General features: G+C 37.9%; 18 protein-coding genes. 5 read left to right on the top strand and 13 right to left on the bottom strand.

Going from position 1 to position 25,706, the window contains the following annotated elements; genetic code table 11:
• The 8 genes from E1140_RS11750 to E1140_RS11715 form a co-directional block, all read right to left on the bottom strand.
• Nucleotides 1–1,209 (bottom strand): pyridoxal-phosphate dependent enzyme (locus E1140_RS11750; protein ID WP_155183636.1); only part of this gene is annotated, 1,209 nt, incomplete at its 3' end.
• Nucleotides 1,210–1,337: 128 nt separating this feature from the next.
• The gene (gene rpsA / locus E1140_RS11745) at nt 1,338–3,461 is read right to left on the bottom strand and encodes a 30S ribosomal protein S1 (RefSeq protein WP_155183633.1); all 2,124 of its coding nucleotides are present in this window, start codon (nt 3,459–3,461) and stop codon (nt 1,338–1,340) included.
• A gap of 184 nt (nt 3,462–3,645) precedes the next feature.
• On the bottom strand, nt 3,646–4,653 hold the full coding sequence (locus tag E1140_RS11740; protein WP_155183631.1) for a fatty acid desaturase: 1,008 nt from the start codon (nt 4,651–4,653) through the stop codon (nt 3,646–3,648).
• 37 nt (nt 4,654–4,690) lie between these two features.
• The gene (locus E1140_RS11735; RefSeq protein WP_155183628.1) at nt 4,691–5,566 is read right to left on the bottom strand and encodes a lysophospholipid acyltransferase family protein; all 876 of its coding nucleotides are present in this window, start codon (nt 5,564–5,566) and stop codon (nt 4,691–4,693) included.
• Nucleotides 5,567–5,782: 216 nt separating this feature from the next.
• On the bottom strand, nt 5,783–6,082 hold the full coding sequence (locus tag E1140_RS11730) for a phosphoribosylpyrophosphate synthetase (RefSeq protein ID WP_155183625.1): 300 nt from the start codon (nt 6,080–6,082) through the stop codon (nt 5,783–5,785).
• Between the two features lie 60 nt (nt 6,083–6,142).
• Nucleotides 6,143–6,532 (bottom strand): DoxX family membrane protein, encoded by a 390-nt coding sequence (locus E1140_RS11725; protein WP_155183622.1) that lies wholly within the window; start codon nt 6,530–6,532, stop codon nt 6,143–6,145.
• 27 nt (nt 6,533–6,559) lie between these two features.
• Nucleotides 6,560–7,894, bottom strand: coding sequence for a TolC family protein (locus E1140_RS11720; RefSeq protein ID WP_155183619.1), 1,335 nt, complete (start codon nt 7,892–7,894; stop codon nt 6,560–6,562).
• 18 nt (nt 7,895–7,912) lie between these two features.
• On the bottom strand, nt 7,913–8,602 hold the full coding sequence (locus E1140_RS11715; protein ID WP_155183616.1) for an ABC transporter ATP-binding protein: 690 nt from the start codon (nt 8,600–8,602) through the stop codon (nt 7,913–7,915).
• 98 nt (nt 8,603–8,700) lie between these two features.
• Between E1140_RS11715 and E1140_RS11710 the strand changes: the two genes are divergently transcribed.
• The 5 genes from E1140_RS11710 to E1140_RS11690 all read left to right on the top strand — a co-directional run bounded on the left by E1140_RS11710 (nt 8,701) and on the right by E1140_RS11690 (nt 13,358).
• Entirely contained in the window at nt 8,701–10,110 is a 1,410-nt protein-coding gene (locus E1140_RS11710; protein ID WP_221412684.1) for a serine hydrolase domain-containing protein, read from the top strand.
• Between the two features lie 81 nt (nt 10,111–10,191).
• Nucleotides 10,192–10,707, top strand: a complete 516-nt coding sequence (locus E1140_RS11705; RefSeq protein WP_155183610.1) for an SPFH domain-containing protein — start codon at nt 10,192–10,194, stop codon at nt 10,705–10,707.
• A gap of 212 nt (nt 10,708–10,919) precedes the next feature.
• Nucleotides 10,920–11,783: a helix-turn-helix domain-containing protein gene (locus E1140_RS11700; RefSeq protein ID WP_155183607.1), complete on the top strand. Its 864-nt coding sequence runs from the start codon at nt 10,920–10,922 to the stop codon at nt 11,781–11,783.
• A gap of 129 nt (nt 11,784–11,912) precedes the next feature.
• Entirely contained in the window at nt 11,913–12,467 is a 555-nt protein-coding gene (locus E1140_RS11695) for an OsmC family protein (RefSeq protein WP_155183604.1), read from the top strand.
• A gap of 33 nt (nt 12,468–12,500) precedes the next feature.
• Nucleotides 12,501–13,358 (top strand): class I SAM-dependent methyltransferase, encoded by an 858-nt coding sequence (locus E1140_RS11690; protein ID WP_155183601.1) that lies wholly within the window; start codon nt 12,501–12,503, stop codon nt 13,356–13,358.
• 184 nt (nt 13,359–13,542) lie between these two features.
• On the opposite strand, the gene E1140_RS11685 is transcribed toward E1140_RS11690, so the two are convergent.
• From E1140_RS11685 to E1140_RS11665, 5 genes are all read right to left on the bottom strand, one after another.
• A complete protein-coding gene (locus E1140_RS11685) occupies nt 13,543–15,873 on the bottom strand; it encodes an ABC transporter permease (RefSeq protein ID WP_155183598.1) in 2,331 nt (776 codons plus the stop codon).
• A 12-nt stretch (nt 15,874–15,885) separates the two neighbouring features.
• On the bottom strand, nt 15,886–18,303 hold the full coding sequence (locus E1140_RS11680) for an ABC transporter permease (RefSeq protein WP_155183595.1): 2,418 nt from the start codon (nt 18,301–18,303) through the stop codon (nt 15,886–15,888).
• A gap of 116 nt (nt 18,304–18,419) precedes the next feature.
• Nucleotides 18,420–20,777 (bottom strand): ABC transporter permease, encoded by a 2,358-nt coding sequence (locus E1140_RS11675; protein WP_155183592.1) that lies wholly within the window; start codon nt 20,775–20,777, stop codon nt 18,420–18,422.
• Nucleotides 20,778–20,900: 123 nt separating this feature from the next.
• Nucleotides 20,901–23,291: an ABC transporter permease gene (locus E1140_RS11670; protein WP_155183589.1), complete on the bottom strand. Its 2,391-nt coding sequence runs from the start codon at nt 23,289–23,291 to the stop codon at nt 20,901–20,903.
• A 56-nt stretch (nt 23,292–23,347) separates the two neighbouring features.
• Nucleotides 23,348–25,706, bottom strand: a 2,359-nt coding sequence (locus E1140_RS11665) for an ABC transporter permease (RefSeq protein WP_155183586.1), incomplete at its 5' end; no start/stop codon positions are given.

Raw genomic sequence — 25,706 nt, 5'->3', positions numbered from 1 at the left:
TTCAACACTCTTAGACTTCAAATCTGGATCATCCATTAATTGCTCAAGAAGTCTTGAAGTACTCACACTTCCAACATAACTGTTCTCTTTAACGACCGGAATCTGATCAATACCCTCTTTAGTAAGCATCTTTATTGCCTCTCCTACTTTGGTGGCATGATCTACAACAAAAAGCTGATCTGATCCATTTCTTCTATCAACAATATCCTGAGCTGTTTCAAACTCTCTAGCTTCAATAAAACCGTGATCCTTCATCCAGTTATCGTTATAAAGCTTCGCTAGGTATCTGGTTCCATGGTCAGGTAGGATAATCACCATTGTATCATCTTCTTTCATGTTCTCCTTAGCCCACTCCAGTGCTCCATAAACAGCAGAACCACATGACCAACCAACAAACATTCCCTCTTCACGTGCTAGTCTTCTGGTCATAACAGCACCATCTTTATCTGTTACTTTCAAAAAAGTATCGATGAGGCTGAAGTCAACATTTTTAGGAAGAATATCTTCACCGATACCTTCAGTCATATAAGGGTAAATTTCATTCTCATCAAACTCACCTGTTTGCTTATACTTTTGAAATACAGAACCATAAGTATCGATACCCACTGATTTAATATCGGCATTCTGTTCTTTAAGATATTTAGCTGTTCCACACATTGAACCACCTGTTCCAACACCGGCTGCCAATATGGTTATTTTACCTTCAGTCTGTTCCCAGATTTCAGGTCCTGTTGACTCATAATGAGCCTCAGCATTACCTGTATTATCATACTGGTTAGGATAAAAAGAATTAGGTATCTCTTTATTCAATTTCTGAGCAACAGAGTAATAGGATCTTGGGTCGTCTGGCGTTACATTGGTAGGACAAACAATAACCTCAGCACCCATAGCTCTAAGGATATCTATTTTCTCCTGTGACTGTTTATCTGACAGCGTAAAAATACATTTGTACCCTTTGGCAATAGCTACGAGGGCCAGCCCCATACCTGTGTTACCAGATGTACCTTCAATAATAGTACCTCCTGGCTTTAGAACGCCATCTCTTTCAGCGTTTTCAATCATTTTAAGCGCCATTCTATCTTTCATAGAATTACCAGGGTTGAAATATTCAACTTTGGCTAGCACAGTACCTTTGATCCCTTTGGCTACACTATTCAGCTTTACTAAAGGCGTATTACCTATGGCTTCGATTATTGAATTGTAGTACATAACTTTTGGTGGGTGTTTTTTTTTGCAAAATTACGGATAATGCCCTGCTTATAACAGGAGTAAGATTAATAATGTCATAAAAAAAGGGATAGCTGTCGCCATCCCTTCATTTTTATCATCAGATAATATTAGTCTTCTGATTTTTCTTCTTTGTCTGCTTTTTTAGGAGCCGCTTTTTTAGCTGGCTTCTTAGCATCACCTTCCATTTTGTCTTTCAAAGCACTAAGAGCTTCAAGGTCACCTAAGGTAGACTTTTCAGCATCTTTGTTCGCTTTAGCAGCAGATGGAGATTTTGCTTTCTTCTTAGCAGGTGCTGGTGCAACTGGCTCTTCAGCAGAGTACATAGCTTTGTGAGACAATGCAATTCTCTTATCATCTTTAGAGAATTCCAACACTTTGAATTCCAATGTCTCGCCAGCAGCAGCTTTAGATCCATCTTCTTTCTCTAAGTTTCTAGCAGAACAGAATCCTTCGATTCCGTAAGGAAGCTCCAAAGTAGCTCCTTTATCAGTCATGCCAAGTACAGAACATTTATGAACAGATCCTGGAGTAAATACTGTTTCGAAAGTATCCCAAGGATTTTCTTCTAAATGCTTGTGGCTTAATGCCAATCTTCTGTTGTCAACATCAAGTTCAAGAACCATTACTTCAAGCTCTTCTCCAACTTTTACGAATTCAGAAGGGTGCTTAATTTTCTTAGTCCAAGAAAGGTCAGATACGTGTACTAAACCATCAATACCTTCTTCAAGCTCGATGAACAATCCGAAGTTAGTAAGGTTTCTTACGATACCTTTGTGAGTTGTACCAACAGCATACTTAGTCAATACATTTTGCTTAGTCCATGGATCTTCAGTTAACTGCTTGATACCAAGAGACATTTTTCTGTCATCTCTATCTAATGTCAATACAACCGCTTCTAGCTCATCACCAATATTGATGAAGTCCTGAGGGTTTCTCAAGTGCTGAGACCATGACATTTCAGAAACGTGGATAAGACCTTCAACACCTGGTTGCAATTCTAAGAATGCACCGTAGTCAGCCACGTTAACAATTTTACCTTTTACTTTAGATCCTACATCAAGATCTTTAGCTAGTGAATCCCAAGGGTGCTCAGTCAATTGCTTCATACCCAATGAAATTCTCTTCTTATCTTCGTCAAAATCAAGAACCACAATCTTAACTGTTTCGTCAAGATTAAGAACTTCTTCTGGGTGGTTGATTCTACCCCATGAGATGTCAGTAATGTGAAGAAGACCATCAACACCACCAAGATCGATGAATACACCGAAGTTAGTCATGTTCTTAATAGTACCTTCAAGTACCTGACCTTTCTCAAGGTTGTTAAGAATTTCAGCTTTTTGTTTTTCTAGGTCTTTCTCGATCAATACTTTGTGAGAAACAACCACGTTATCGTTAGAGTAGTTGATCTTAACAACTTTAACTTCCATTGCCTTACCAACGAAAATATCAAAGTCTCTGATCGGCTTAACGTCAATTTGAGAACCTGGTAAGAAAGCCTCAACACCGTAGATATCCACGATAAGACCACCTTTAGTTCTTCTTTTAACGAATCCTTCGATAACAGAATCATTGTCAAGAGCGCCCTGGATATTATCCCAAGCCTGAACGATTTTAGCCTTTCTTCTAGAAAGAACTAACTGACCGTTAGCATTCTCTTGCTCTTCTATAAATATTTCTACCTGATCTCCAACTTTAAGATCTGGAGTATCTCTAAATTCAGTAGCAGATACCAATCCATCAGATTTGAAACCGATGTTCAAGATTACGTCTCTTGCGTTGATACCAACAACAGTAGCTTTTACTACTTGCTTCTCTTCGATAGTAGTTAAAGTGTCCTCATAAACAGACGCCATTTCTTCGCGCTGCTTTTTAGAGTATCCTTCACCAAAACCTTTTGTTTCGAATGCTTCCCAATCAAAAGCTTCTGGCTCAGCAAATGCTGGCTTTTCGATAGGAGCCTTCTTTTCTGCTTTTTTCTCAGCTTTTGGAGCTTCAGCAACAGGGGCTTCTTTGGTTTCTTCTACTTTTGGAGTTTCTGCCTTAGCTTCAGCTGCAGGAGCTTCTTCTTTTTTAGCAGTCTTAGTAGCCGCTTTTTTAGGCTTTTCTTCTTTCTCTACTGCATCAGCTTTTTTAGTAGTAGTCTTTTTCGCTGTTGTTTTCTTAGCAGTAGTTTTTGTTTTTTTTGCAGTTTCGTCTTTTACTTCTTCTGCTTTAGCTTTTTCTTTCGCCATGATATAAAATGTCGCTCTTCTAAATACATGCTTCCCTAGAGCGATGGAGAAGCAAATTTGTTTTTGTTTTTCAATTCGGAAAATTGCCCGAAATGACCCATTCACCTGAAAGGGAGCGCAAAGTTAGTGTTTTTTATTGAAAATCAACAGCATAGAAGATGAATATGTATTTATTCATCCTTATCTAAAGGGCAGTCATTTTACCTTTTTCGCAATCCCACACCTTTAATCTAAGACAAGCGATAATATCCTTAGGTTTTAGCGTGGTAGTTTTTGGATTTTGAAGCTCCTTGATCTCACTCATAGCCTCTTTTAATCTATAGAAAGGTATGTGATGATTTACGTGATGCACGTGATGGTATCCTATATTACCTGTAAACCAATTCATAACAGGGTTCATAACTAAAAAGCTTGTTGAGTTAATAGCGGCATTGGTATACTCCCATTCTTTATTATACCTAAATGTGGCATCAGGAAAATTATGCTGTGCATAAAACAAATAAGCACCCAGTCCATTAGCCACTACAAATGGTAATATCCAAGTACAAGCTAACGCCAAAATACCTCCATAATAATAAACCGTTACTGCCATGGCAATATGAAATATCAACGCTATGAAAGAATCCCAGTGCTTTCTGGGGCTTATAACAATTGATTTAACATTGAAATCAAGAATGAATAGCGTAATGTAACCAAAGAAAATGGTCAGAGGATGTCTTGCCGCAAGGTACTTAACCCTTTCCTTCTTAGTCAGTTTATTAAAATCCTTTTTAGATAGTAGCGGATATGAGCCTATTCCACTATTGGAGAGCTTAGAGTTATTATTGTGGTGGTGATCATGAGTTCGCTTCCAGATGTTAGTAGGTGCTAAGATAAATATCCCAAATAAGGTCATTACAAATTTACCCAGCTTAGACTTCTTTAGAATGGCTTCATGTTGATAGTCATGATAAATGACAAAAAACCTTACCATGAACAATCCAGCTACCACTCCGAAAAGCAATTTCAAGCTCCAATGTGGAGCGTAAAAAGAGGCCACAAATGAAAGTGCTAAAAATAGAGTTGTAGATATGGTGTAGTTCCAGCTTTTACGCACATCCTCCTTTGCGTATTTTCTGCTGGCCAGAATGAGTTCTCTATTAGTGAGAATTTTCGGACGCTCTACAACATCATTATTTAATTGAACATTCATTAGTTAATCGCTTTCTAAATCGTCTCAAAGATAATAATTAATTAACTGGTCGTTTGTGTTTCCACCTTCTATGTGACCACAACCATGTCTCAGGCCGCTCTTTAATGCCCTCCTCTAACTTCTTGTTAAAAGCTGTAGTAATCTCATTCTCATCAGACTCTTTGGGTTCATCAAAAAGTAAGGTGGGAACCACTTCGTAATATCCTCTTTTCACACGCTGCACGTCCATATACACCACAGCATAATCCAGCATTTTTGCGATTTTTTCAGGACCATTAAATACTGGTGTATCCTGATTCAAAAAATCCATCCACACGGCAGTCTTAACTGGCGTTGGCGCCTGATCAGCAATTAGAGCTGTAGCACTGATTGTCTTTTTATTAGATATCATACTTCTCAGCGTATCTTTTCTAGGTACAATCTTAGTGTTAAACTTTGTGCGTGAGCCACTAAATATCCTCTCGAAGTACTTATTGGAAAGTGGTTGATAAACCACATACAATTGGTGTTTATAATTCAGAGAGAATCCTGGGCCTGCCCACTCCCAGTTGCCCAAATGTCCCATCACAATAACAATGCTTCTACCCTGCTCATACAATTTATCCATCAACTCCACATCGTGCATCTTCACTCTTTTATGCACATCACGCTCGTTCCAGGTTACTGTCTTAAGTGTTTCAAATATTAAATCGCACAGGTATTTATAGTATTTTTTGGTAATAGCAGATATCTCCGTCTCTGTTTTATCAGGAAAGGCATTGCGCAGATTTTCTTTTACTACCTTCTTGCGATACCCAATAACATGAAACATGAGTCCATAAACACCACTTGAAATGGCATACAACAGCCAAAAAGGACTCCAGGATACCAAATAAATTAATGGCAATAATAGATAGTACAGAAGTGCAGACATGTCATTAGTTTTTTGAAATTACCCGGATGCAATTTCAAGTACTCTATTTAAAATTAAAAAACCTATCCAGCAGTCTTGAACCTGCAAGATAGGGTTGAAACAAAAATAGATAAGTCCGCTTAAGTTTTAAGGTAAGAAAGAGAAATAAAATAGTCTTTTGGCCATAAAAGGTATGCCCTAGCATTTACTGATCGCAGTTATTTACTCATTTTCCGCTTATGAAGCTTCCTTGATAAAATTCTGTAGCTCTACATTAGATTGCGGTCCATAGCTATCTATTAGCGTCCCTTTTTTACCATCTTCTGTCTTTAGCGCATACAAAATAGAGGAGTCTGATGGATTGGTTTCACCTTCAAAACGAAACTCGTCCACAACTTCCACCTCGCTAACTTTGTAGGGCTTACTTTGCCCTACACGCTTTAAAGAATGATTGCTAAATTCAAAATCATCTTTAAAACCTTCCTTCTTCAGTGTATTAAGTACTTCTACAACGGTATGTAAATCATGTTTTGACATACATATAAAATAAGAAATATAGCTCAGAAAGTCAAAATAAGACGATTTGCTATATCTGGTCTACTTTAGATTCAAGAAAGGAATGTCTCTTCTATGAATCCATAGCGTAATGGCTGAACAAATAAATACTACCAATGCCAGAATAAATAAGTAGCCTCCATCGCCTTGCACTTCAATGCCAAGAACAGTAAGGTGAAAGAAAATGGCCCCAGATATAACACCAAGCGACATTAAAGCTCCGAGCCATGCAGTACGCGGTACCAGAATTAATATGGATGCTATTAGTTCAGCAACACCTGAACCAACCCTTCCCCAGGGTTCCATACCCACAGTAGTGAAAATATAGATACTTTCTTCTGCTCCTGTGAACTTAAAGTACAGTGTCTGTAAAAAAATAATGGCCGTGATAACTCTCACGGCCATTGATATTACTTTTTGTGTTGATGTCATTACTCAAGAGATTATTCAACTCTTAAGTTACTCAATATCTTCTTCAGTTAAAGTGCCTGTTGCATATTGCAACAGAATATCCTGAAACAATAGCGTATAACTTGCCTGAGCAAAATCGCCCTTTGCTCTCACATAAGTCTGATTAGCTTGAGAAAAAGCAACAAAGTCAGAAACTCCTAATTCGTATCTTTCCTGCTCCAAATCAAAGGACAACTTAGCAGCCTCAAGTTGCGCTTTAGAAGCTTCGTAGTTCAACGTAGCATCCTTGTAACTTTGATGAGCATTCAAAACATCAGCTTTAACTGTGATTTCAGCATTTTCAAGATTAAGCTTCGCATTATCATAATTCACTCTGGATCTTACGAAATTAACATTATTCTGCATTCCATTAAAAATTGGAATACTCAGTCTTAAGCCAAATTCCGTTCTTTGATTATCATCAATTTGAGTTGAAAACTCAGGAATTGACGCATCACTATATCTGGAGTTTAGACTGGCAAATGCAGCAAGCGAAGGCATGAATGATGTTTTTGAAATAGACAAACCTCTTTTAGATGACTCTACATTTTTCTCAGCTCTCAAATAGTCCCCTCTGCTTTCTAATGCAGTCGAATACAAGTTATCAAGACCAGAGGCATCAAGATCATTGGCATCTAAAGACCACTGTGGCTGCTGCAGGCTTAGTGGTGTAGCAGGGTCCAATAGCAGTGTTTGTGCCAAGAGGGTTTTATCTCTTCTCAGTCTAATCTCAGCTCTTAGCAACACTAACTCTGCAGACTTAACCTGAGCCTCCTGATTAAACTGGTCTACTTTAGCTCGGCTTCCGGCTTCCACCATTTCAGAAATCTGATTCAACTGGTTTTGCTGATTTTTCACATCTTCCTGTGCAATCTGAATTAATTCCTGATCAAGAAGACATTGTAGGTACTGATTAGAAACATTGGTGATAACATCTTGTCTGGTTCTGTTAACAAGGTGCTGCTGCGCATCTAAATCTGCATTAGCCATTCTGATGCCGTTTAAACGATTAAACCCGTTAAATAGAACCATAGACGCGTCTAAACTCCCATAAAAGTTTTTAGTCTGAGCATCATTAACCACACGTGCCTCTTGCTCAATAAACTGATTACCCTGAACCTGCCACCCTTGAGCTATGGCAGATACATTGGGAGCAACTCGAGCCATGCTAGAGTTCTTTTGAGCCTGATTTACATACTGCTGATTAGCTTGTTGTTTCAGCGTAATGTTATTTTCTAAAGCTATCTTGACCGCTTCAGAAAACGTAAGAGTCCTTTCTGCTTCTTGAGCAAAAACAGAAAGGGACATACAAATAAGTGAGAATATAGATGTTACTCTAAGCATTATTTTGAGTTAAAATTTTTAATTCTTTATTGATTCCTTCTTGGTATCAGATTCAACAGCACCATCTACTAACCGTATGGTTCTGTTGCCATATTCTGCATTCTTTTCAGAGTGAGTTACCTGAATGATGGTCATACCTTCTTCATTCAATTTTTTGAAGATCTCCATGATCTCTTCGCCCTGCTCTGAATGCAAATTACCAGTAGGTTCATCTGCTAATAATAATTTTGGCTGACCGATAATAGCTCTTGCAACACCTACAAGCTGTTGCTGACCACCCGACAACTGCTCAGGAAAAAGGTCTTTTTTTGCTACCATCTGGAATCTGTCCAAAATTTCAGCCACCATACTTTTACGCTGCGCGCCTTTCACACCTTTGTAAAGTAGTGGCGTTTCTATGTTTTCATAAACTGTGAGTTCGTCTATCAGGTGATAGGCTTGAAAAATGAAACCGATATGATGCTTATGCATTTCAGATTTCTTACGTTCCTTCATTTTATGCACAGGCTCATCGAAGAAATAGTATTCGCCTTTAGAAGGCTCATCTAACATACCTATGATATTCATGATGGAAGATTTTCCTGCACCACTGGGTCCCATGATAGTTACGAATTCTCCCTGCTTTACTTCCAGGTCAATTCCTTTCAGAATAAATGTTCTCTGAAATCTGGAATCAACGTACTTGTCAACATTAACGAGTTTGATCATGCGTTCTCTTTTATAGTTTAACTGCTTGCCAATAAATATGCCAACCTTATGAATGTGGCATACAACCTTATTTAACCATAAATCTAAACAATAATTACTTGCTTTTTGTCCGTTTTTGGAATCAAGTGTCTGTTATCGGACGGTTTGTGATCGGTACTGAAATGACCTATTTCAATAATTTATATGAGCGTGTATTGAATTCATTTTTACCTGACCGAAAACCTTGGAAGACAATATCTAGAATTGCTAACTTCGTGGGAAAAGAAAAGTTGAAAGGCAAAAAGTTTAATATCATTTTAAGTAGCATCAGTGTTTTTCTGATACTTGGTTTTGCCTCACAGTACTACCTCTCACCCTCGCCTACAACTGCCTTAGTACAAGCACCCGTGCTTAATGAGATTACCAACCCTTATATAGACAGCCTTTTGCAGGAATATAATATTGAACTGGAACGTGAGTTTAAAAAATCTAAAATACCAGGGGCCGCAGTTGGTATTGTTATTAATGGCAAGGTAGAGTACCTCAAACCATTAGGAGTAAAAGAAATTAATACAACGGACAGTATTAATAAAACTACCACGTTCAGACTGGCTTCTGTTTCTAAGGGGTTTTCTTCAATACTCATGGGCATTATAAAAGAAGAACAATGTCTCAGCTGGTTTGACCCTCTAAGCAATTACCTTTCTAATTTTAAAACTACCCCAGCGCAGTGGACAGATTCTATAAGTATTGCTCATGTATTATCTCATACCAGTGGTTATCCTTATCAGGCCTACAGTAACCTGGTAGAAGAAGGATTTCATAGAGACTCACTCATTAAAGAGCTTAATAATGTGAAGCTTTCCAGAAACCCCGGAGACATACACAGCTATCAAAATGTGGCCTACTCTCTGGTGGAACCATTACTCGAAAAGGTGACGCAATCAAGCTTCAAAGAGCTCATGCAAAACAGAATATTCAAACCTCTGAATATGGAAAGGGCCTCTATAAGTCTGGGCACCATGCTGCTTGATGATAACAAAGCGCTGCCTCATCTTCCTTCAGGGAAATCTTTTCGTACCATACCAATTTCAAGTGCTTATTATAATGTAGCAGCTGCCGGAGGCATTAATGCGAGCATAACAGACATGACTAAATGGATGCAGGCGGTGACAGGCCATAAAGAAAGTGTAGTGCCTAAGGTGGTGCTGGACAGTGTTTTTACACCTATAATACCAACTCATGTACGCAGTAGCTACTTTAGTAGTTTTGCCAGACCAAGACTTGGATATTACGGACTTGGATGGCGCGTTGTCAACTACCCACAAGATACGCTCATATATCATGGTGGTTATGCCAATGGTTACAAAAGCGATATAGCACTTAACCAATCTAAAGATATTTCAATATGTGTACTCTCCAATGCCCCTGGTAACTTCACTCCCAAAATGACCATTGCCTTCTTTAAACTCTATAACAAGTACCAGGATAGGATAAAGAATTGGAAAACACCTGAGATGGTTCAGTAATTAGCGAAATCCGTTAGATTAGTGAACAATACATTATTTGGTTACAGAACTAATTTTATCCTGATTCTTTATGTAATTTGAATGAAGCAATTTATAAATACTTTAATCACCACTTTAGCTATTTCCTGTTCTCCACAAAGGACAATAGAAATAGGTTCGAATGAATTAGCTGTGATTACTGATAATAATTCAGAAATGACCATTCTTTATACTGGGCAACATTCAATTCCAGAATCTTTCAGTTACGCCTTATATGACACATCCTCTCAGAAATATGAGTTTAGTCTTACAGGAATCACAAATGATTCAGTTTACATAGAATTAGTTGGCAGAATGTATTTCAAACCTAATATTGACAGTATAAAAATTATTGATAGTGATTATGGAGAAACATATAAGGAAACCATTGTAATACCAGACTCAAGAGCCTTATTCAGGGATGTCATTTCAAATATATCTCAGGCTGAATTAATTGAATCCTTGGAAGATTCTTTACCTAAAGCCATCTTCGATTACGCCCACCCTAAACTTTATAATCGCCATATTGTAATTTCAACTGTTGAAATTGATTCAGTCTGGCAATCTAATTTAAATTAAGCTAGCCCAGGCTAGGGCTCGTTTACAATGAGTGTCATAAATACACTAAGAAATACAATCTTGCATAAGCTTATCAATTGTAGAAGCAACCGGCCTGATATAGTCCCATTGTTAACGATAATTGAATGAAGCATTTTATCAACTTAGTCGCTCCATTCTTTTTGGCATCTAGAGAAAAATCATATTTTTAGTAAATCATCGATCTCAACAGTATGCTCGACTTATATGGGTATTTAAAAGAAAGTAATGATTATAAAAAGCTTGTGCTGGGGGAGCTGCTATTCATTGAATATAAATGTTTAGTCCAAGAATCTAAGGCTGGTATTTTCTCTGACGCTAACTACTTTGTCTTTGTGACATCAGGTAAAAAAATGTGGCGTAGCATATACAATGATTATGTTGTAGAAGCAGGAGACTCATTGTTCGTTAAAAAAGGAGCCAATCTGGTACACCAGTATTTTGATGAGGATTATTGTGCGCTAATGGTGTTCATTTCCGATGATTTTATTAGGAAATTCATTCAGCGTTTTTCTAGTATGTTGAAAAATAACCCGATAGATACGAATTCTTCAACCGATGCGGTAATTCGCATAGAATCTGATAATTATTTGGAAGGTTATGTAAGTTCTTTGGCCGCTTTTCTGGGCTCTCCATCCTTCCCTGACAAACATTTACTTCAATTAAAATTTGAAGAACTACTTCTCAATATCTTTACACGCCCTAATCATCAGTCATTGGCTGGTCACCTTCTATCACTAAACAAAAAACAGAGCACACAACTGGAGCAGGTCATGGAAGAAAATTTTGCCTACTGCCTCAATCTAGAACAGTATGCCGCCTTATGCCACATGAGCCTTAGTTCATTCAAAAGGTGCTTTCAGGAAGTATTTAAAACTTCACCCGGTAAATGGTTATCAGAAAAGCGTCTTGACTTTTCGTCTCATTTGCTAATGACCACAGACAAGCCAATCAATCAAATTTCATTAGAATGTGGTTTTGAAGAACCATCCAGCTTCATAAGAGCCTTTAAACTTCGTTTTGAGGTCACTCCACTACAATACCGAGAGCGTAACTAACCACATATTCTTACCCATCTTCAGTTTGAACCGAATTGTTGATTTTATGAACTTTTGAGCCTATCTACAGCGCTGCTTCAACCTATACTTTTGCATTGTAACTAATTAAAAAACTAAAAAATTAAAACAATGGAAGTATTAGGAAAAACAGTAAACGGATTTGATCAAGAAGCAATTGGCAACACCGTAATGGCTATTCAGGGCAATCCAGAAATAGCAAAATTTGAATTGAGAGCTACTAACACCTGGATGGGGGGAGCACACAATCGCAGCTTTGTACAAGGTTTTTATGGTGCTTGTCAGGAAGACACTAGCCGTACTGAACCTTTTGTTTACGACCATGATGAACCACCGGTACTTCAGGGTAATAATATTGGTGCAAACCCAGGTGAAGTATTACTCTATGGCCTACTAAGCTGTATGACCACCGCAATGGTACTTCTTGCCGCTGCAAGAGGAATCGAGATTGGAGCGGTTTCATCTAGAATTGAGGGCGATGTTGATCTTAAAGGATTTCTAGGCCTTGACGCTAATGTCAAAAAAGAGTTTACAAGAATCAATGTGACATTTGACATTGAAGGAGTAGATGAGGAATCGAAAAAGGAATTAATTGCTCTCGCAAAACAATCTCCAGTTTACAACTCGCTCATTAACCCTATGGATATTCAGGTGAATCTAGCTTAATCAAATAACTCCTTTCAATAAAAAACACCGAAAATGAACACAGAACTTATTCAAATCAGAGACAATCAGAGAAACTCCTGGAATTCATTTTCAGGAGGATGGAATAAATGGGATGACTTCACAATGAGGTTTCTTAAGGAGCAAGGACAATGTATCATTGACGAATTGTCCTTAAAACCAACAGATAAGGTACTGGATATTGCTTCCGGTACGGGCGAACCCGGGTTGACCATTGCAGCAACAATCAGAAATGGAGGCTCTGTGATAGCCACAGATTTGTCCGAACAAATGTTAGAAATTGCAGAAGTGAAAGCAAGTGCCATGGCTCTTGACAACTTTAGTGTTGAAGTAGCTGATGCATGTGAATTGCCGTTTGAAGACAATACCTTCGATGCAATTAGCTGTAGGCTTGGTTTTATGTTTTTCCCTGATATGCAGTTGGCAGCACGTGAGATGATGCGTGTGCTTAAACCGGGTGGGGTACTTGTAACCACGGTATGGGCAGAACCAGAAAAGAATGCGTGGATAACTACCATCATGGGTGCACTAAAAAAGCATCTGGATTTGCCAGCACCAGAACCTCAGAAACCTGGGCTATTTAGATGTGCCGCTGGAGGTTTTTTAACATCATTATTTTCAGAATTAGGCTTCTCTGGCGCTACAGAAAAAACCATTGCAGGGATTATGAATTGTGATTCTGCTGATGAATACTGGAATTTTATGAATGATGTTGTTCCTCCTGTAGTTTCTGCTCTAAAAAATACGAGCCAGCAAATTCAAAACCAGATAAAACAGGATGTCATCAATGTATTTGAAGATAAGGCAGCAAAGGCCATGGCTCAAACACCTTATGCCGCCAGGTTATTTACTGTTAGAAAACCAAATCAATAAATCTCAAAACTATAAAATCACAAGCTGCTCTTATTTAGCAGCTTGTGATATAGTATGTGCCGGAGGTGAGCTACAGGTTACTGAGTCGTAACTCACTTTTTTAGGTATACTGAAGAACGAAGGAACGTGCTATAACTAGACAATATAATTGCACACCATCATAACAATTCAACTAGAGGTACATCTACTCCCCTTTCAAAGTATCTACTGGCTTCAATCTCACTGCCTGTATTATTTGATACAACACTGTAATTAAGGCTACACTAACAATACTCAATAAAGTAACACCATAAATACCCCAACTCAGATCAATTTGGTTAGTATAAGATTGCAGCCAGTCATTCATAATGTAATAGCCGATGGGCAGGCCAAAGACTGATGCTATAAAAACGGGTTTAAGAAAGCCTTTTAGTAAAATCTGGATGATATTAGCCGAAGTGGCACCTAATACTTTCCTGATACCCATCTCACCCATTCTTTTCAGAAATGAAAACTGTGCCAGGCCAAACAATCCAATAACTCCTATAAAGATGCTGATGGCTGTAAAAAGCTCAATCAGGTTCAGAAATATCATCTCTGATTTAAATTGATCATCAAACTGCTGATCAATAAAGTGGTATTCAAAAACATTGTCAGGATCTGCCGTGGTTACAGCACTCTGGATATCATTCACCACCTGTCTGGCATTTGATGATTCATTGACTCTGATCAATATGTTTGCAAATTCATTTTCATGCATCTTAAGCTCCAGTGGCCTGATTTCATGCTTTACAGAACTAAAGTAAAAATCGTCTACAACCCCAATCAGAAAGCCTTCCTTACCCGGCAGCTGTCCAAACAAGGTGGGCTGATCACCAAAGTAAAGATCACGAAGAGTTTTATTAATAATCACATTTTCCTTACCCCTATCCTCCTGGGTGAAGTTTCTACCTTCAAGTATTTTAAGACCCGCCATATTTACAAAATCTTCATCAACTTGATTAAGCGCAACATTGATAGTTTCCTCTCCGAACTTTTGACTAAACATCCAGCCTATACCTGGTAGGTTGCCCACAGAGACCTCATCTACACCATTTACTTCCTTCAACTCAGACTTTATAACATCTATATGCTCCTTACTATACTCACTGGATTGAACAGAGATAATTTTATCACTATCAAATCCTAAATCAAAATCCACCAAATAGCCAGTTTGACCAATGATCACCACACAGCCAAAAATCAAAACCGTGGTAATAGAAAACTGTAAAGTGATTAAAATATTTCTTAGCCAGCTGGCTCCTCCACTTCCTGTTTTCAAGTTATTGGATATAGCCTTTATAGGTCTGAATTTGGATAATACAAATGCAGGATAAATGCCCGCAAGTAACGCTAACAGCAGTACTGCTATGGCATAACCAGACATAAACTCCCATGTGAGCAATATTGAGCTGTCAACAGGTTTGACAATTAGTCCATTGAAATATTTGAGAATCAATTCACTGAAACCAAAAGCTAGTAATGCTGCAATTGATGTAATCAAAACTGACTCCAACAAAAACTGACCAATCAGATTGCTTCTGAATGCACCAATGGTCTTTTTGATGCCTACCTCCTTGGCTCGTTCCGTGGCTCTTGCCGTAATTAGGTTGATATAATTGATGATCGCTATTACCAAAATCAGCAGCCCAATTACAGTAAATACATTAACAAAGGTCTGCTTACCCCTGATGGTACTTTTATGAAGTTTAAACCTAAAGTAATCACCATAATAAAAGTCCTTCAACGAGAATAGCTCCGGCTCAACAAAGCCTGCTCCCAGCTTTTCATCCATCAACTTCTGAAGATCCTTGGTAAGTTCAGCAGGGTCTGCTTTGGATATTAGAAAGTAGGGTGTGTGCCCTTCCTTAAATGAATTTATATCTACCCCTTCTTGTCCACGCTTCTCGAATGAGATCAAAAAATTGATATCAATACTTGAATTGGTTGGAGTAGCCAAAACAACATTATCGACAATATAAGATTCACCTTGTAGATTGATCGTTTTTCCTATTGGATCTGTATTAGGGAAATATTTTTCTGCAATAGCTGTTGATATCGCAATTTTGGAAGGATCGGTAATGAAATCAAAATTTTCATTGGCATACTCGAAATCAAAAATTTCTCTCCACTCCGGATCAATATAGATACTCCCTCCTTCGAAGAACTTTTTATCTCCCACTTCAACAGCAACTTCTTGCGGGACAAATGCTCTTGTGCTTTTTGCTATGCCGGGTATTTCATTAAAAACATTCTGAAAACCTGCCGGAGGCGGTATGGTAAACATCGGTTTACCATCCACCATGTAATTCATACTCAGACAATAGATATCATCGTAATTATCATGGAATCTATCGGTTTGATATTCATCCCAAACGAATAGCGAGAGCACCAAAAAGCAGCCAATACCAACAGAAAGGCCAATGATGGTGATGAATGAATTCAATGGATTTTTTATCAAAATCCTGTAAGCAAGTTTCAGGTTTCTTTTAAGCATAGATAATTCTTATTATTCGTCTTTAAGTACGTCAACAGGATTGGTAAGTGCTGCTTTTAATGATTGATAACCTGCCGTTAACCAAGTAAAAATCAAAACCATCGTTATACACATCACCATCACATACACTTCAATATCTACATGATAAATAAAGTTTGTCAACCACTGTTGCATCAGCCACCAGGCCAATGGGGCTGCTATCAAGCACGATAACAGGATCAGTGTAGAGAATTTCGTGTTAATCATCATTACAAGCTGACTAGCAGACGCACCAAGTACTTTTCTAATTCCCATTTCCTTATTACGTCTTGTGGCTACAAATGCAGAAAGTCCGAATAAACCTATACCGGCAATAATCATGGCCAGTGAGGTAAATACAACAAACAGCTTACTCAGCTGATCTTCACTTTTATACACATCAGCGAGCTGTTGATCCAAGAAATTATAATTAAAAGGAACTGTATTTGTAATGCCATTCCAGGTTTTTTCAAGGTCCTCGATGATATTCATTGTATTGGTGCCATTTACTGAAACCAGCACATTTTGAGAGGCATTAAAAATGGGTGCTTTAAAGTCAAAAAGTGCTAATGGGGCAATTTCATAATACAACGGAAGGGAGTGGAAATTTTTCACTACACCTATTACATTAAATTCTGGTTCATAGTACACAAGCGACTTACCAATGGCCTCTTCAGGAGTCCAACCAAAAGATTCTGCTGTCATTTCATTGATCACAATATTGTGAGTTTCATCCTGCATCTTATCAAAGTTTCTACCGGCCACCAGTTCCATTCCAAGACCAGGAATATATGATTCATTAACCTTAATAGTTCCTAGTGACACCTTTCGGTCAGGATTACCCTTGATAAACATTAGATCTTCAGGGTTTCCAAAGCCTGGCACCACGCTTGATACTATAACATCATTAACACCTGATAACTGTTTGACCTGGTTAAAGAAACTTTCCGTTTGCTCATCCAGCTGATCCACCTCATTAATAACAATCATGTTATCTCTTGTAAAACCCATGTTACTATTTTGAAAGTAATTCAACTGCTGATAAATAATGGTGGTACAAATCATCAAGCAAATGGCAATAGAAAACTGGAACACCACAAGGCCATTTCTAAACCTTGCACTGCCCTTACCAGAAGTAAACTGCCCTTTCATAACAGATACCGGTTTAAATTGAGTTAGGTATAGTGCTGGATAGGCACCGGCAATAAAGCCTACTATTATGGGAAATAGGATAATGATTAATGAATAGGTCTGAACACTAAAAACACTCTCAATCTCTATTCCAAGAAAATTTAACATGCCTATCTTAAAAAGCTCTGTAAGCCCAAGTCCAACCCCTGTGGCTATTATACTAATAAGGAGACTTTCAAATAGCAGTTGACCTACCAGCTGCTTTTTGCTAGATCCCAACACTTTTTTCAGGCCAATTTCCTTAGCTCGATGTCCAGCGCGGGCAGTAGATAAATTAATAAAGTTGATGCATGCCAATAAGAGAATAACAAACCCTACAATACCGAAAATCTGGATATAAACTATATTACCATCAGTACCAATACGATTGTCAATACTTCCGCTTCTCAGATGTATATCCGTGACTGGCTGGAGGTAGAAGGTCAGTTCACCCTTTTCCTTCTCGAATTCATCAAATTCAATTCCCAATCTTCTAAATGCTGACAATGCATATTTATCAGCTATCTCATTAAGTTTCGTCTGGATAGGCTGTATGTCTCCTTCTACTTTAACATAAGTAACTACCTGGGTCCATATCCAGCTCCATTCAAATCTTTTACAATCCTGATTTGTATAAATTGAAATAAGGAAATCGAAATCGAAATGTGCATTTTGCTGATTTGGTGCCAATACACCAGTAACCTCTAACGTCTTTTTGTCATCACCATAAAGAATAGTTTTTCCAAGTGCTGATTCTTGTCCGAAATACTTTTGAGCCATTTCTGACGTAATAACTACCGTGTTTATTTCATCGAGAGCTGTTTTTGGATTCCCTTCCTGAAGTTTAAATCCAAAAAAGTCAAAAAATGTACTGTCCGCACCCAGAATGTTTTCTTCAAGAAATGTTTCGCTACTACCACCTGCGCTTATCATTTTAGCATAAGGGGTATTGATTCTGCATGTAGCTTTAATTTGTGGAAATTCTGTTTTTAAGGCCTCAGCCAAAGGCAAAACAGTGGAACCCATGACACCTCCTTCTGGTGCCCAGAAATTGGTTTGATTGACCCTATATATTTGTTCAACCTCAGGATGATGGGTGTCATAAGTCAACTCATTGGTTGTATACTGAGCTATTATTAAACAAGAAGCCACGCCCAGAGCCAGTCCTAAAACATTAATAAATGAATAGAACCTTTCTTTGATGAAAATCCGAAGTGATATTTTGAAGATGTTTTTTAACATTTCTTTAGTAGTTAGTATTCAGTTGTTAGTATAGAGACATTAGTATAGAGTATTTAGTATTTCATTATTTACCACTTTAGTCTTGCGTCTCACATCTAATATCTCATGTCTCCAATTCATTCATTCCTTAAGGTATCTACAGGGTTAGCAGCAGCTGCTACAATGGACAGGTAGCTTACTGTAAGCCAGGCAATAAACATTGCTGCGAACCCAGACAAGATGAAAATTGCAATATTGATATCAGTTTTATATTGAAAATTTTGAAGCCATTGATCCATTAAATACCAGGCTAATGGAACAGAAATAAGTACTGATATGGCTACCAATTTTGTAAAGCCTTTATTAAGCAACAGTACAACTGTGCTTACCGAAGCTCCAAGCACTTTCCTTATTCCAATCTCTTTCTGACGTTGTTCCGTGGTAAAGGCCGCTAACCCAAAAAGTCCAAGACAGGATATAAAAATGGCTATGGAGGTAAAGAAGGCAATGGTCTTACCTAGTGTCTTTTCTTTTTCCATCAGTTGCTCAAAATTATCATCTATGAATGCATAGTTCAGTGGATCATCCAATGACAAAGCCTGCCATTCAGCATTTAGATATTCAATAAATTCGGCTTCCTGATTACCCTGTAGTCTGATCGATAGTCTGTACCCATCAGTGTCTTGAATAATCGCTACAGGTTCAGGCTTCTCATCAAACCCTTTAAAGCTAAAATCTGAAACCACTCCTATAACATGATAACCCTTGTTGAGCTCTGTACCAATAGCGTTATCTCCAAGCATTAGTTCCTTTACCGCAGATTCAGTGAGGATTAATGCTGTTGAATCTGAAGCTATCTCTTTAGAAAAATTACGCCCTTCTAATAGCCTAAAACCGACCGTCTCTAAATACTGATCATCACCTATGAATGTCTGAAGACCAATTCCCCTTTCCATTTCCTTTGTCTTGAAGACATAGAGCCATAATGATTGTCCTGCCGGGGTTCTTTTATTGAAGCTGGCAGTTTTTACTGCATTATGCTGAAGTAATTTTTGTTTAAAGGCTTCCCTATACTCTCCCAATAAGTCAGCATTATTGATGACCAGAACATTTTCTCTATCGAAGCCCAGATCAGCAGTTCTCAAATAATCCAATTGATTATAAACTATTACGGAGCAAATGATCAAGGCTATTGAAATAGTGAATTGAAAAACCACCAGAAAGTTTCTGAAGGCACCCCTACCTGACACTGCAATTTTAGATTTTAGTATATCAACTGGCTTGAAGCTACTTAGATAAAATGCAGGGTAGATGCCAGCTAAAACTCCTACCACAAGTCCAAACCCGAAATACACCATACCAAAAAACCATCCAGAAAAAAGGCCATTTATAAGCTTTTCATTAGTAAATGATTGAAAAAGAATGAGGAATATTTCTGAAAGTCCCACACCAACAAAAAGTGCCACCAGACTGACTAACACTGATTCTGTAAGATACTGAATAATCAAAGACTTTCTGGAGGTACCCATAGCCTTTCTAACCCCCACTTCCTTAGCTCTTTTAGCTGATTGAGCGGTTGAAAGATTAACGAAATTGATTACAGCTATCACCAATAGAAAAATTGTGACCATTAAAAACACATAGACATTGGCCCTATTACCACCTGCCTGCAAATCAAATTTCATTGGTGGATCTAAGTGAATATCCGTTAATGGCTTCACATAAAAACCGAAATTTCCACTATTTACCCAATCTTCATAAGGCATCCCTGAATTAAAAGTTGGGTAAACCAAATCCTTTCTTATCAGTTCAAGCCTTCTCTCTAAATCTTCTTTTGAGGTTCCTGAACTTAATTTTACATAATCAAAATATTGAGATGACAACCAATTGTCAGATCCTTCAAGTTCAATCGGCATCCACAAATCAGTTTCTAAATGTGTTGGGTTCTCACTTTTAAGAATTACACCTGATATCGTATATGGTGTCTTTTCTTCACCGATTTCAACGATATTACCATATACTTCATCAGTACCGAATAGCTTATTCGCCAAATCAGTAGAAATTACAATATTGTTAGGTTCTGCCAATGCGGCTTCAGAATTTCCTGAAATGAAATGATGGTCGAATATCTTGAAAAAAGTAGAATCTACTCCAAGTGGGGCAATCTCAAAAGTACGGTCATCAACATAAACATTCTTCGTTCTCTGATTTTCAACCCTTGTAGCAATTTCAACCTCTGGTGCCTGCTCTGCTAAAACATTATTAAGTATTTCTGGTCCACGAGCAAATGCGCCAGAATTAAAAAAAGAAACCGACACCCTATGAATTCTATTACTGTCCTGATAATGTCTATCGAAATTTAACTCCTGCCATACCCAACTGCCAATAACAAAACTCCCGGCAAGGCCTAATGACAAACCAAGGATGTTGATAATACTGTAGCTCAAGTTTCTCCTGAACTGACGAAGCGCTATGGTTATGAAGTTTTTAAGCATTTTTATTATTTAGTATTGAGTAGTTAGATATGAGCATTGAGTTATTGGCAGTTTTAAATTCTAGCATCTTTAGTCTATTGTCTCAAATCTCATGTCTATTGTCTCACATCTAAAAGTCTAAAACTATTCATCTCTTAAACTATCAACTGGGTTAACCATGGCCGCTCTCAAAGATTTAAAGCCTACCGTCAATATGGCTACAAATAGTGTGGCCAAAAGCCCTGCAGAGAATAACAGCGGAGACATATCAATACGATATTGAAAATTGCTTAACCATTGATCCATGGCAAACCAGGCCAGTGGCACGGCAAATACAAAAGCGATAACAATTAGCTTAAAGAATGAAATAGAGAACATCCCTACAATACTTTGAACACTCGCACCAAGTGTTTTGCGCACACCAATTTCTTTCATTCTTTGATTGATCATAAAAGAAGCCAAACCAAACAACCCCATGCAGCCCACTATAATGGCTATGATAGAAAAGAATGAGAAGATGGTTGCCATTTTTTGCTCTCCTTCGTAATGACGCTCAAGCTGTTCATCATAGAAGGTGTAGTCATAATCGTACTCCGGATATAGCGTCTTCCAAATCTTTTCAATCTGTTGATTAGTATCTTCAAAGGCGGCTAAGTTGACTTTAAGGCTTGCGGTTCTGTAAGAATCGACATCACTAAAAAGCGCAATGGTCATAATATCATCATGCAGCGATACAGAATGAAAGTCTTTAACAACACCTACAATAGGTATGTGTCTGCCCCAGATTCTCAATTGTTTCCCAAGTGCCTCCTCATAATTATCCTCAAAACCGATATACCTAAGCAACTTCTGATTAACCACTACCTCCTTTAGTGTATCAGATTGAACAATGTTTCTTCCAGCTAACAGCTCTATACCGTAGGTTTCGATGTATTTATCATCAACAAATTTCATCGAAGTATAATACTCTTCTTCATTGTCCTCAACATAAAAGTTACTTACCGAAACTGAACCAGATGATGGCGCACTAAAGTTGAGACTAATGTTTTCCACCCCTGACAGTTTTTCTATTTCAGTCTTTAGGGTATGTTGTTTAGAAACATCTTTCTCTGGAATTCTAACATTAATAACCGCCTCTGAATCAAAACCTAAGTCTTTGTTTTGAATAAAATCCATTTGAGTCATGGTAATAATAGTGCCGATAATAAACAGCTGTGAAATGAAGAACTGGAATACCACTAGTCCCTTCCGCAAGGATAATTTACCACTATGTTTTGCGGTAATAAGATTTTTCAACGCTAGTGCTGGGTTGAAGCTGGAGAGCACAAGGGCCGGGTAAAACCCTGAAAAAAATGTAACGGCAATAAGCCCTGAAAACAACAGCAATATAAACTGTGGATTTGTTAGGTCTATATTAAGGTTCACACCCAAAAACGGATTAACCTCAATAATCATAAGCTCTGCCAAACCAAGTGCAGCCATAAGAGAAACCAAAATAATAACAAAAGACTCACTTAAGAATTGAAACGCCAGCTGGCTCTTGGTACCTCCCATTACTTTACGTACTCCTACTTCTTTGGAACGCTTGAGTGCCACTGCAGTAGATAAGTTAATAAAATTGATGCATGCAGTAATTAGAAGGAATATTCCAATAATAATCATAGTGAGAATATCACTTTGCTCAACCGTGTTGTAACTAAAGTTTGACCAGTTTTCATTGAAATGCAAATCACTCATGGGCTGCATATGATACATGGTATTATCTTCATTGTTTTTAAAATGTTTACCTACAAACTGACCTAATCTCGCTTCATGGTCCATTTCCAATTTCTCCGGTACCAACACATAAAGTTGATCATCACTACTTATACTATTCCAGCGTGCTTCTGCAATTTCTTTAGCAACAGTTGCATTGGCGATAAAAATATGAAAAGGCATATCAGAGTTTGCTGGCTGCTCTTCCACAATCCCTTCTATCACCAGCTCATGCTGTTTGTTGAAAACGATATTCTGACCGATTGCATTGCCATCAGGAAACAACAGGTCAGCAACATTTTTTGATATTACTGTGCTTCCGGGGGTTGTTAACACTTTATCAGGATCACCACTTATCCACTCCTTTGAAAATACCTTAAAGTAATTGTTGTCAGTAAATACTATCTGTTTTTCCTGAAGTTCAAAATACTTTGGGTCTGCAGATGAAGGATTAACTGTGAACATCATCTCACCATAATGACCTCTTACCAGCACTACCTCTTCAAACTCAGGAAAATCCTCGCGTACGGCTTCAGCCATTGGAATGGGAATACCTGGGGTATAACTCTTCTCCCCTCCCTGGCCATTAGAAGAGTGTACTATGCGATAGACTCTGTCATAATTTGCTTCAAAGGCATTATAACTTTTGGCATATTGGGCCAGTAGAAATAGCACCAGGGCGCAGGCAATGCCCATAGAAAGTCCCACTACATTGATAAAAGTATTCACCTTGTTTCTTACGAGGTTTCTGAGTGTTGTTATCAGGTAATTTCTTATCATAATTTTTAGTATTGAGTCGTTAGTATTTAGGTTTGAGTCCTGTGTCTAATATCTATTTACTCATCTCTTAAGCTATCAACAGGGTTTGATATAGCCGATTGAAATGACTGGAATCCAATCGTAACAAATGTGATTATCACAGAAATCAACATGGCCAGGGCAAAGAACCACACTTGCATATTTATCTGGTAGGCAAAATTGCCTAACCAGCTATCCATAACATACCATGCTATAGGACTTGCTATTACAAAGGCTACTATTACCAACGCCATAAAGTCTTTAGTAAAGAGCAACACAATACTCATAACACCTGCACCTAGCACCTTTCTAACCCCTACTTCTTTTGTACGCTGAGAAACTATAAATGAAATCATTCCTAATAAGCCAAGGCACGAAATGAATATCGAAAGACCACTAAAGAGTTTTAATAAATTAAAAGTTTGAGACTCGTTAGTGTAAAATTCCTGAATGCTATCATCTATAAAGCTGTACTCAAAGATGCTTTCTGGATAAATGTTATTAAAGCTTTCTTCAATATGAGCAATGGCTTCCCTGCTATTTTCCAAGGAGATTTTAACCCCCGTGTTATAATAAAACTGTGGGAAATGAACGAGCACTGCAGGACTGATCTTTTCATGTAATGAGGTCAGGTGAAAATCTTTAACCACACCTATGACTTCGGCTGATATATCGCCAATTCCAGTGGTAATGTACTTCCCTACAATATCTTCCGGGTTAGCAAAACCTAAGGTTCTTGCACCTTCCTCGTTAACAATATAAGTGAGTTGCCCTTCTTCCTCACTTGTTTCAAACAACTGTTCAGCAGCCTTTTCATCAGCCTCGGTAAACCACCTACCATACAATAAGGTCAACCCATAAGTATCTTTATAAAAGCGGTCACCCACTTTTATAATCACACGATTATGTAATTCACTCTGATCCTCTGTTAGTCGATAGTTAGTTTCAAAAGTGTTGGTTGACATGGGCTCACCAAGCGAAAAGCTAGCATTTTCAATGCCTGTACCCACCATTAACTGTTCTCTAAACCTATCCAGCTTATCCGTGTCACTGTCAGGCATTTCAATATTAAGTATAGCCTCCTTCTCAAAACCCAATGACTTATTGGTGAAGAAATCCATCTGGCTGGATATTACAATAGTGCAAATGATCAATATCTGAGAGATCAGAAATTGAAATATTATAAGGCCCTTTCTTAAGAATAAAGAACCTGTACTTTGCGAATGGATATTAGTTTTAAGCGCCTTAATGGGGTTGTATCCAGATAATATAAGTGCCGGATAAATACCTGCAATGAGCGTAACCACAATAACCAGCAGTAGAACAAAAACTAAAATATTAACATCCTGAAAGATATTAAACACCAGGTTTTTGTTAAAGCTGTTATTAAAAATTGGAATAACCCTTTCTGTAATACCTATAGACAATATGGCTGAAACAAAGGTGATTATGAAGGTCTCACCGAGAAACTGGGCTATTAGCTGCTTTTTGCTGGCACCCAATGTTTTTCTAATGCCTATTTCCTTAGACTTTTTGACAGCAAGTGCTGTAGAGAGGTTAATAAAATTGACACAACCAATAAAAATCAGAAAAGCTCCTATTACGCCCAATGCTATTAAGGAAGTAGTATTGACAGCACTGTCATTCCATTTGGCATCAAAATGAATGTCTTTTACTGGTTGGAGATAAAAGTGTCTTCTGTTATAACTCTCTTCAGAGTAATATTTTTTCATAGACACCAAAAACTGCTCCTCTGCAGCCGACTGCGTAGCATTTTCATTCAGCTCAACAAATGCAAATCCCTCAGCACTCATATTCCATTCTTCTATATTGAGTCCTCCGATATAGTCTGATGAGAATGTGGGGTAAGATACCATAGCATCGAACTGGATGCTGGAGTTGCGAGGTAAATCATCAAAAACACCTACTATTTCTAAATCCAGTTGGTTGTATTTAACTTTTTTACCAATAGGGTCACTTTCACCATAATAAAGCTCTGCTGTCTTTTTAGAAAGAAGCAAGTTGTTGGGTTGCCCCAGCGCTCTTTTGGCATTTCCTGAGATTATTTTAAAATCAAAAACATCGAAGAAATTACTATCAGCAAAAATTGCGTTATTCAGCTTAAATTTCTCCCCATCTATATTTAAAACCGGATCCCGGTCCTGATGATAAAGTGTTGCTTGCTCAATTTGAGGAAAGTCAGAGTTTAAAGCTTTAATAATTGGGTATGGAACATTAGCCTCGAAGTCTAAGCCTGAAGAAGTATCTGATGATCGCGTAACACGATAGACATTATCTGAATGGAAATCATCAAAGCTAAGCTCATTCATGATATGCAGATAAATCAATAGACTACCCGTAATACCAATAGTTAACCCAATAACATTGATCAATGAA

The organism is Fulvivirga lutimaris, from assembly GCF_009711525.1.
GTDB classification, from domain to species: domain Bacteria; phylum Bacteroidota; class Bacteroidia; order Cytophagales; family Cyclobacteriaceae; genus Fulvivirga; species Fulvivirga lutimaris.
Note: the sequence above shows the minus strand (reverse complement) of the source record. Positions and strands in the feature narration are given on the sequence as shown.

Bases quoted from the DNA above. Each gene is read 5' to 3' on its own strand.
- rpsA (WP_155183633.1), bottom strand. From the start codon at position 3,461: ATGGCGAAAGAAAAAGCTAAAGCAGAAGAAGTAAAAGACGAAACTGCA.
- E1140_RS11740 (WP_155183631.1), bottom strand. From the start codon at position 4,653: ATGAATGTTCAATTAAATAATGATGTTGTAGAGCGTCCGAAAATTCTC.
- E1140_RS11735 (WP_155183628.1), bottom strand. From the start codon at position 5,566: ATGTCTGCACTTCTGTACTATCTATTATTGCCATTAATTTATTTGGTA.
- E1140_RS11730 (WP_155183625.1), bottom strand. From the start codon at position 6,082: ATGTCAAAACATGATTTACATACCGTTGTAGAAGTACTTAATACACTG.
- E1140_RS11725 (WP_155183622.1), bottom strand. From the start codon at position 6,532: ATGACATCAACACAAAAAGTAATATCAATGGCCGTGAGAGTTATCACG.
- E1140_RS11720 (WP_155183619.1), bottom strand. From the start codon at position 7,894: ATGCTTAGAGTAACATCTATATTCTCACTTATTTGTATGTCCCTTTCT.
- E1140_RS11715 (WP_155183616.1), bottom strand. From the start codon at position 8,602: ATGATCAAACTCGTTAATGTTGACAAGTACGTTGATTCCAGATTTCAG.
- E1140_RS11705 (WP_155183610.1), top strand. From the start codon at position 10,192: ATGAAGCAATTTATAAATACTTTAATCACCACTTTAGCTATTTCCTGT.
- E1140_RS11700 (WP_155183607.1), top strand. From the start codon at position 10,920: ATGCTCGACTTATATGGGTATTTAAAAGAAAGTAATGATTATAAAAAG.
- E1140_RS11695 (WP_155183604.1), top strand. From the start codon at position 11,913: ATGGAAGTATTAGGAAAAACAGTAAACGGATTTGATCAAGAAGCAATT.
- E1140_RS11690 (WP_155183601.1), top strand. From the start codon at position 12,501: ATGAACACAGAACTTATTCAAATCAGAGACAATCAGAGAAACTCCTGG.
- E1140_RS11685 (WP_155183598.1), bottom strand. From the start codon at position 15,873: ATGCTTAAAAGAAACCTGAAACTTGCTTACAGGATTTTGATAAAAAAT.
- E1140_RS11680 (WP_155183595.1), bottom strand. From the start codon at position 18,303: ATGTTAAAAAACATCTTCAAAATATCACTTCGGATTTTCATCAAAGAA.
- E1140_RS11675 (WP_155183592.1), bottom strand. From the start codon at position 20,777: ATGCTTAAAAACTTCATAACCATAGCGCTTCGTCAGTTCAGGAGAAAC.
- E1140_RS11670 (WP_155183589.1), bottom strand. From the start codon at position 23,291: ATGATAAGAAATTACCTGATAACAACACTCAGAAACCTCGTAAGAAAC.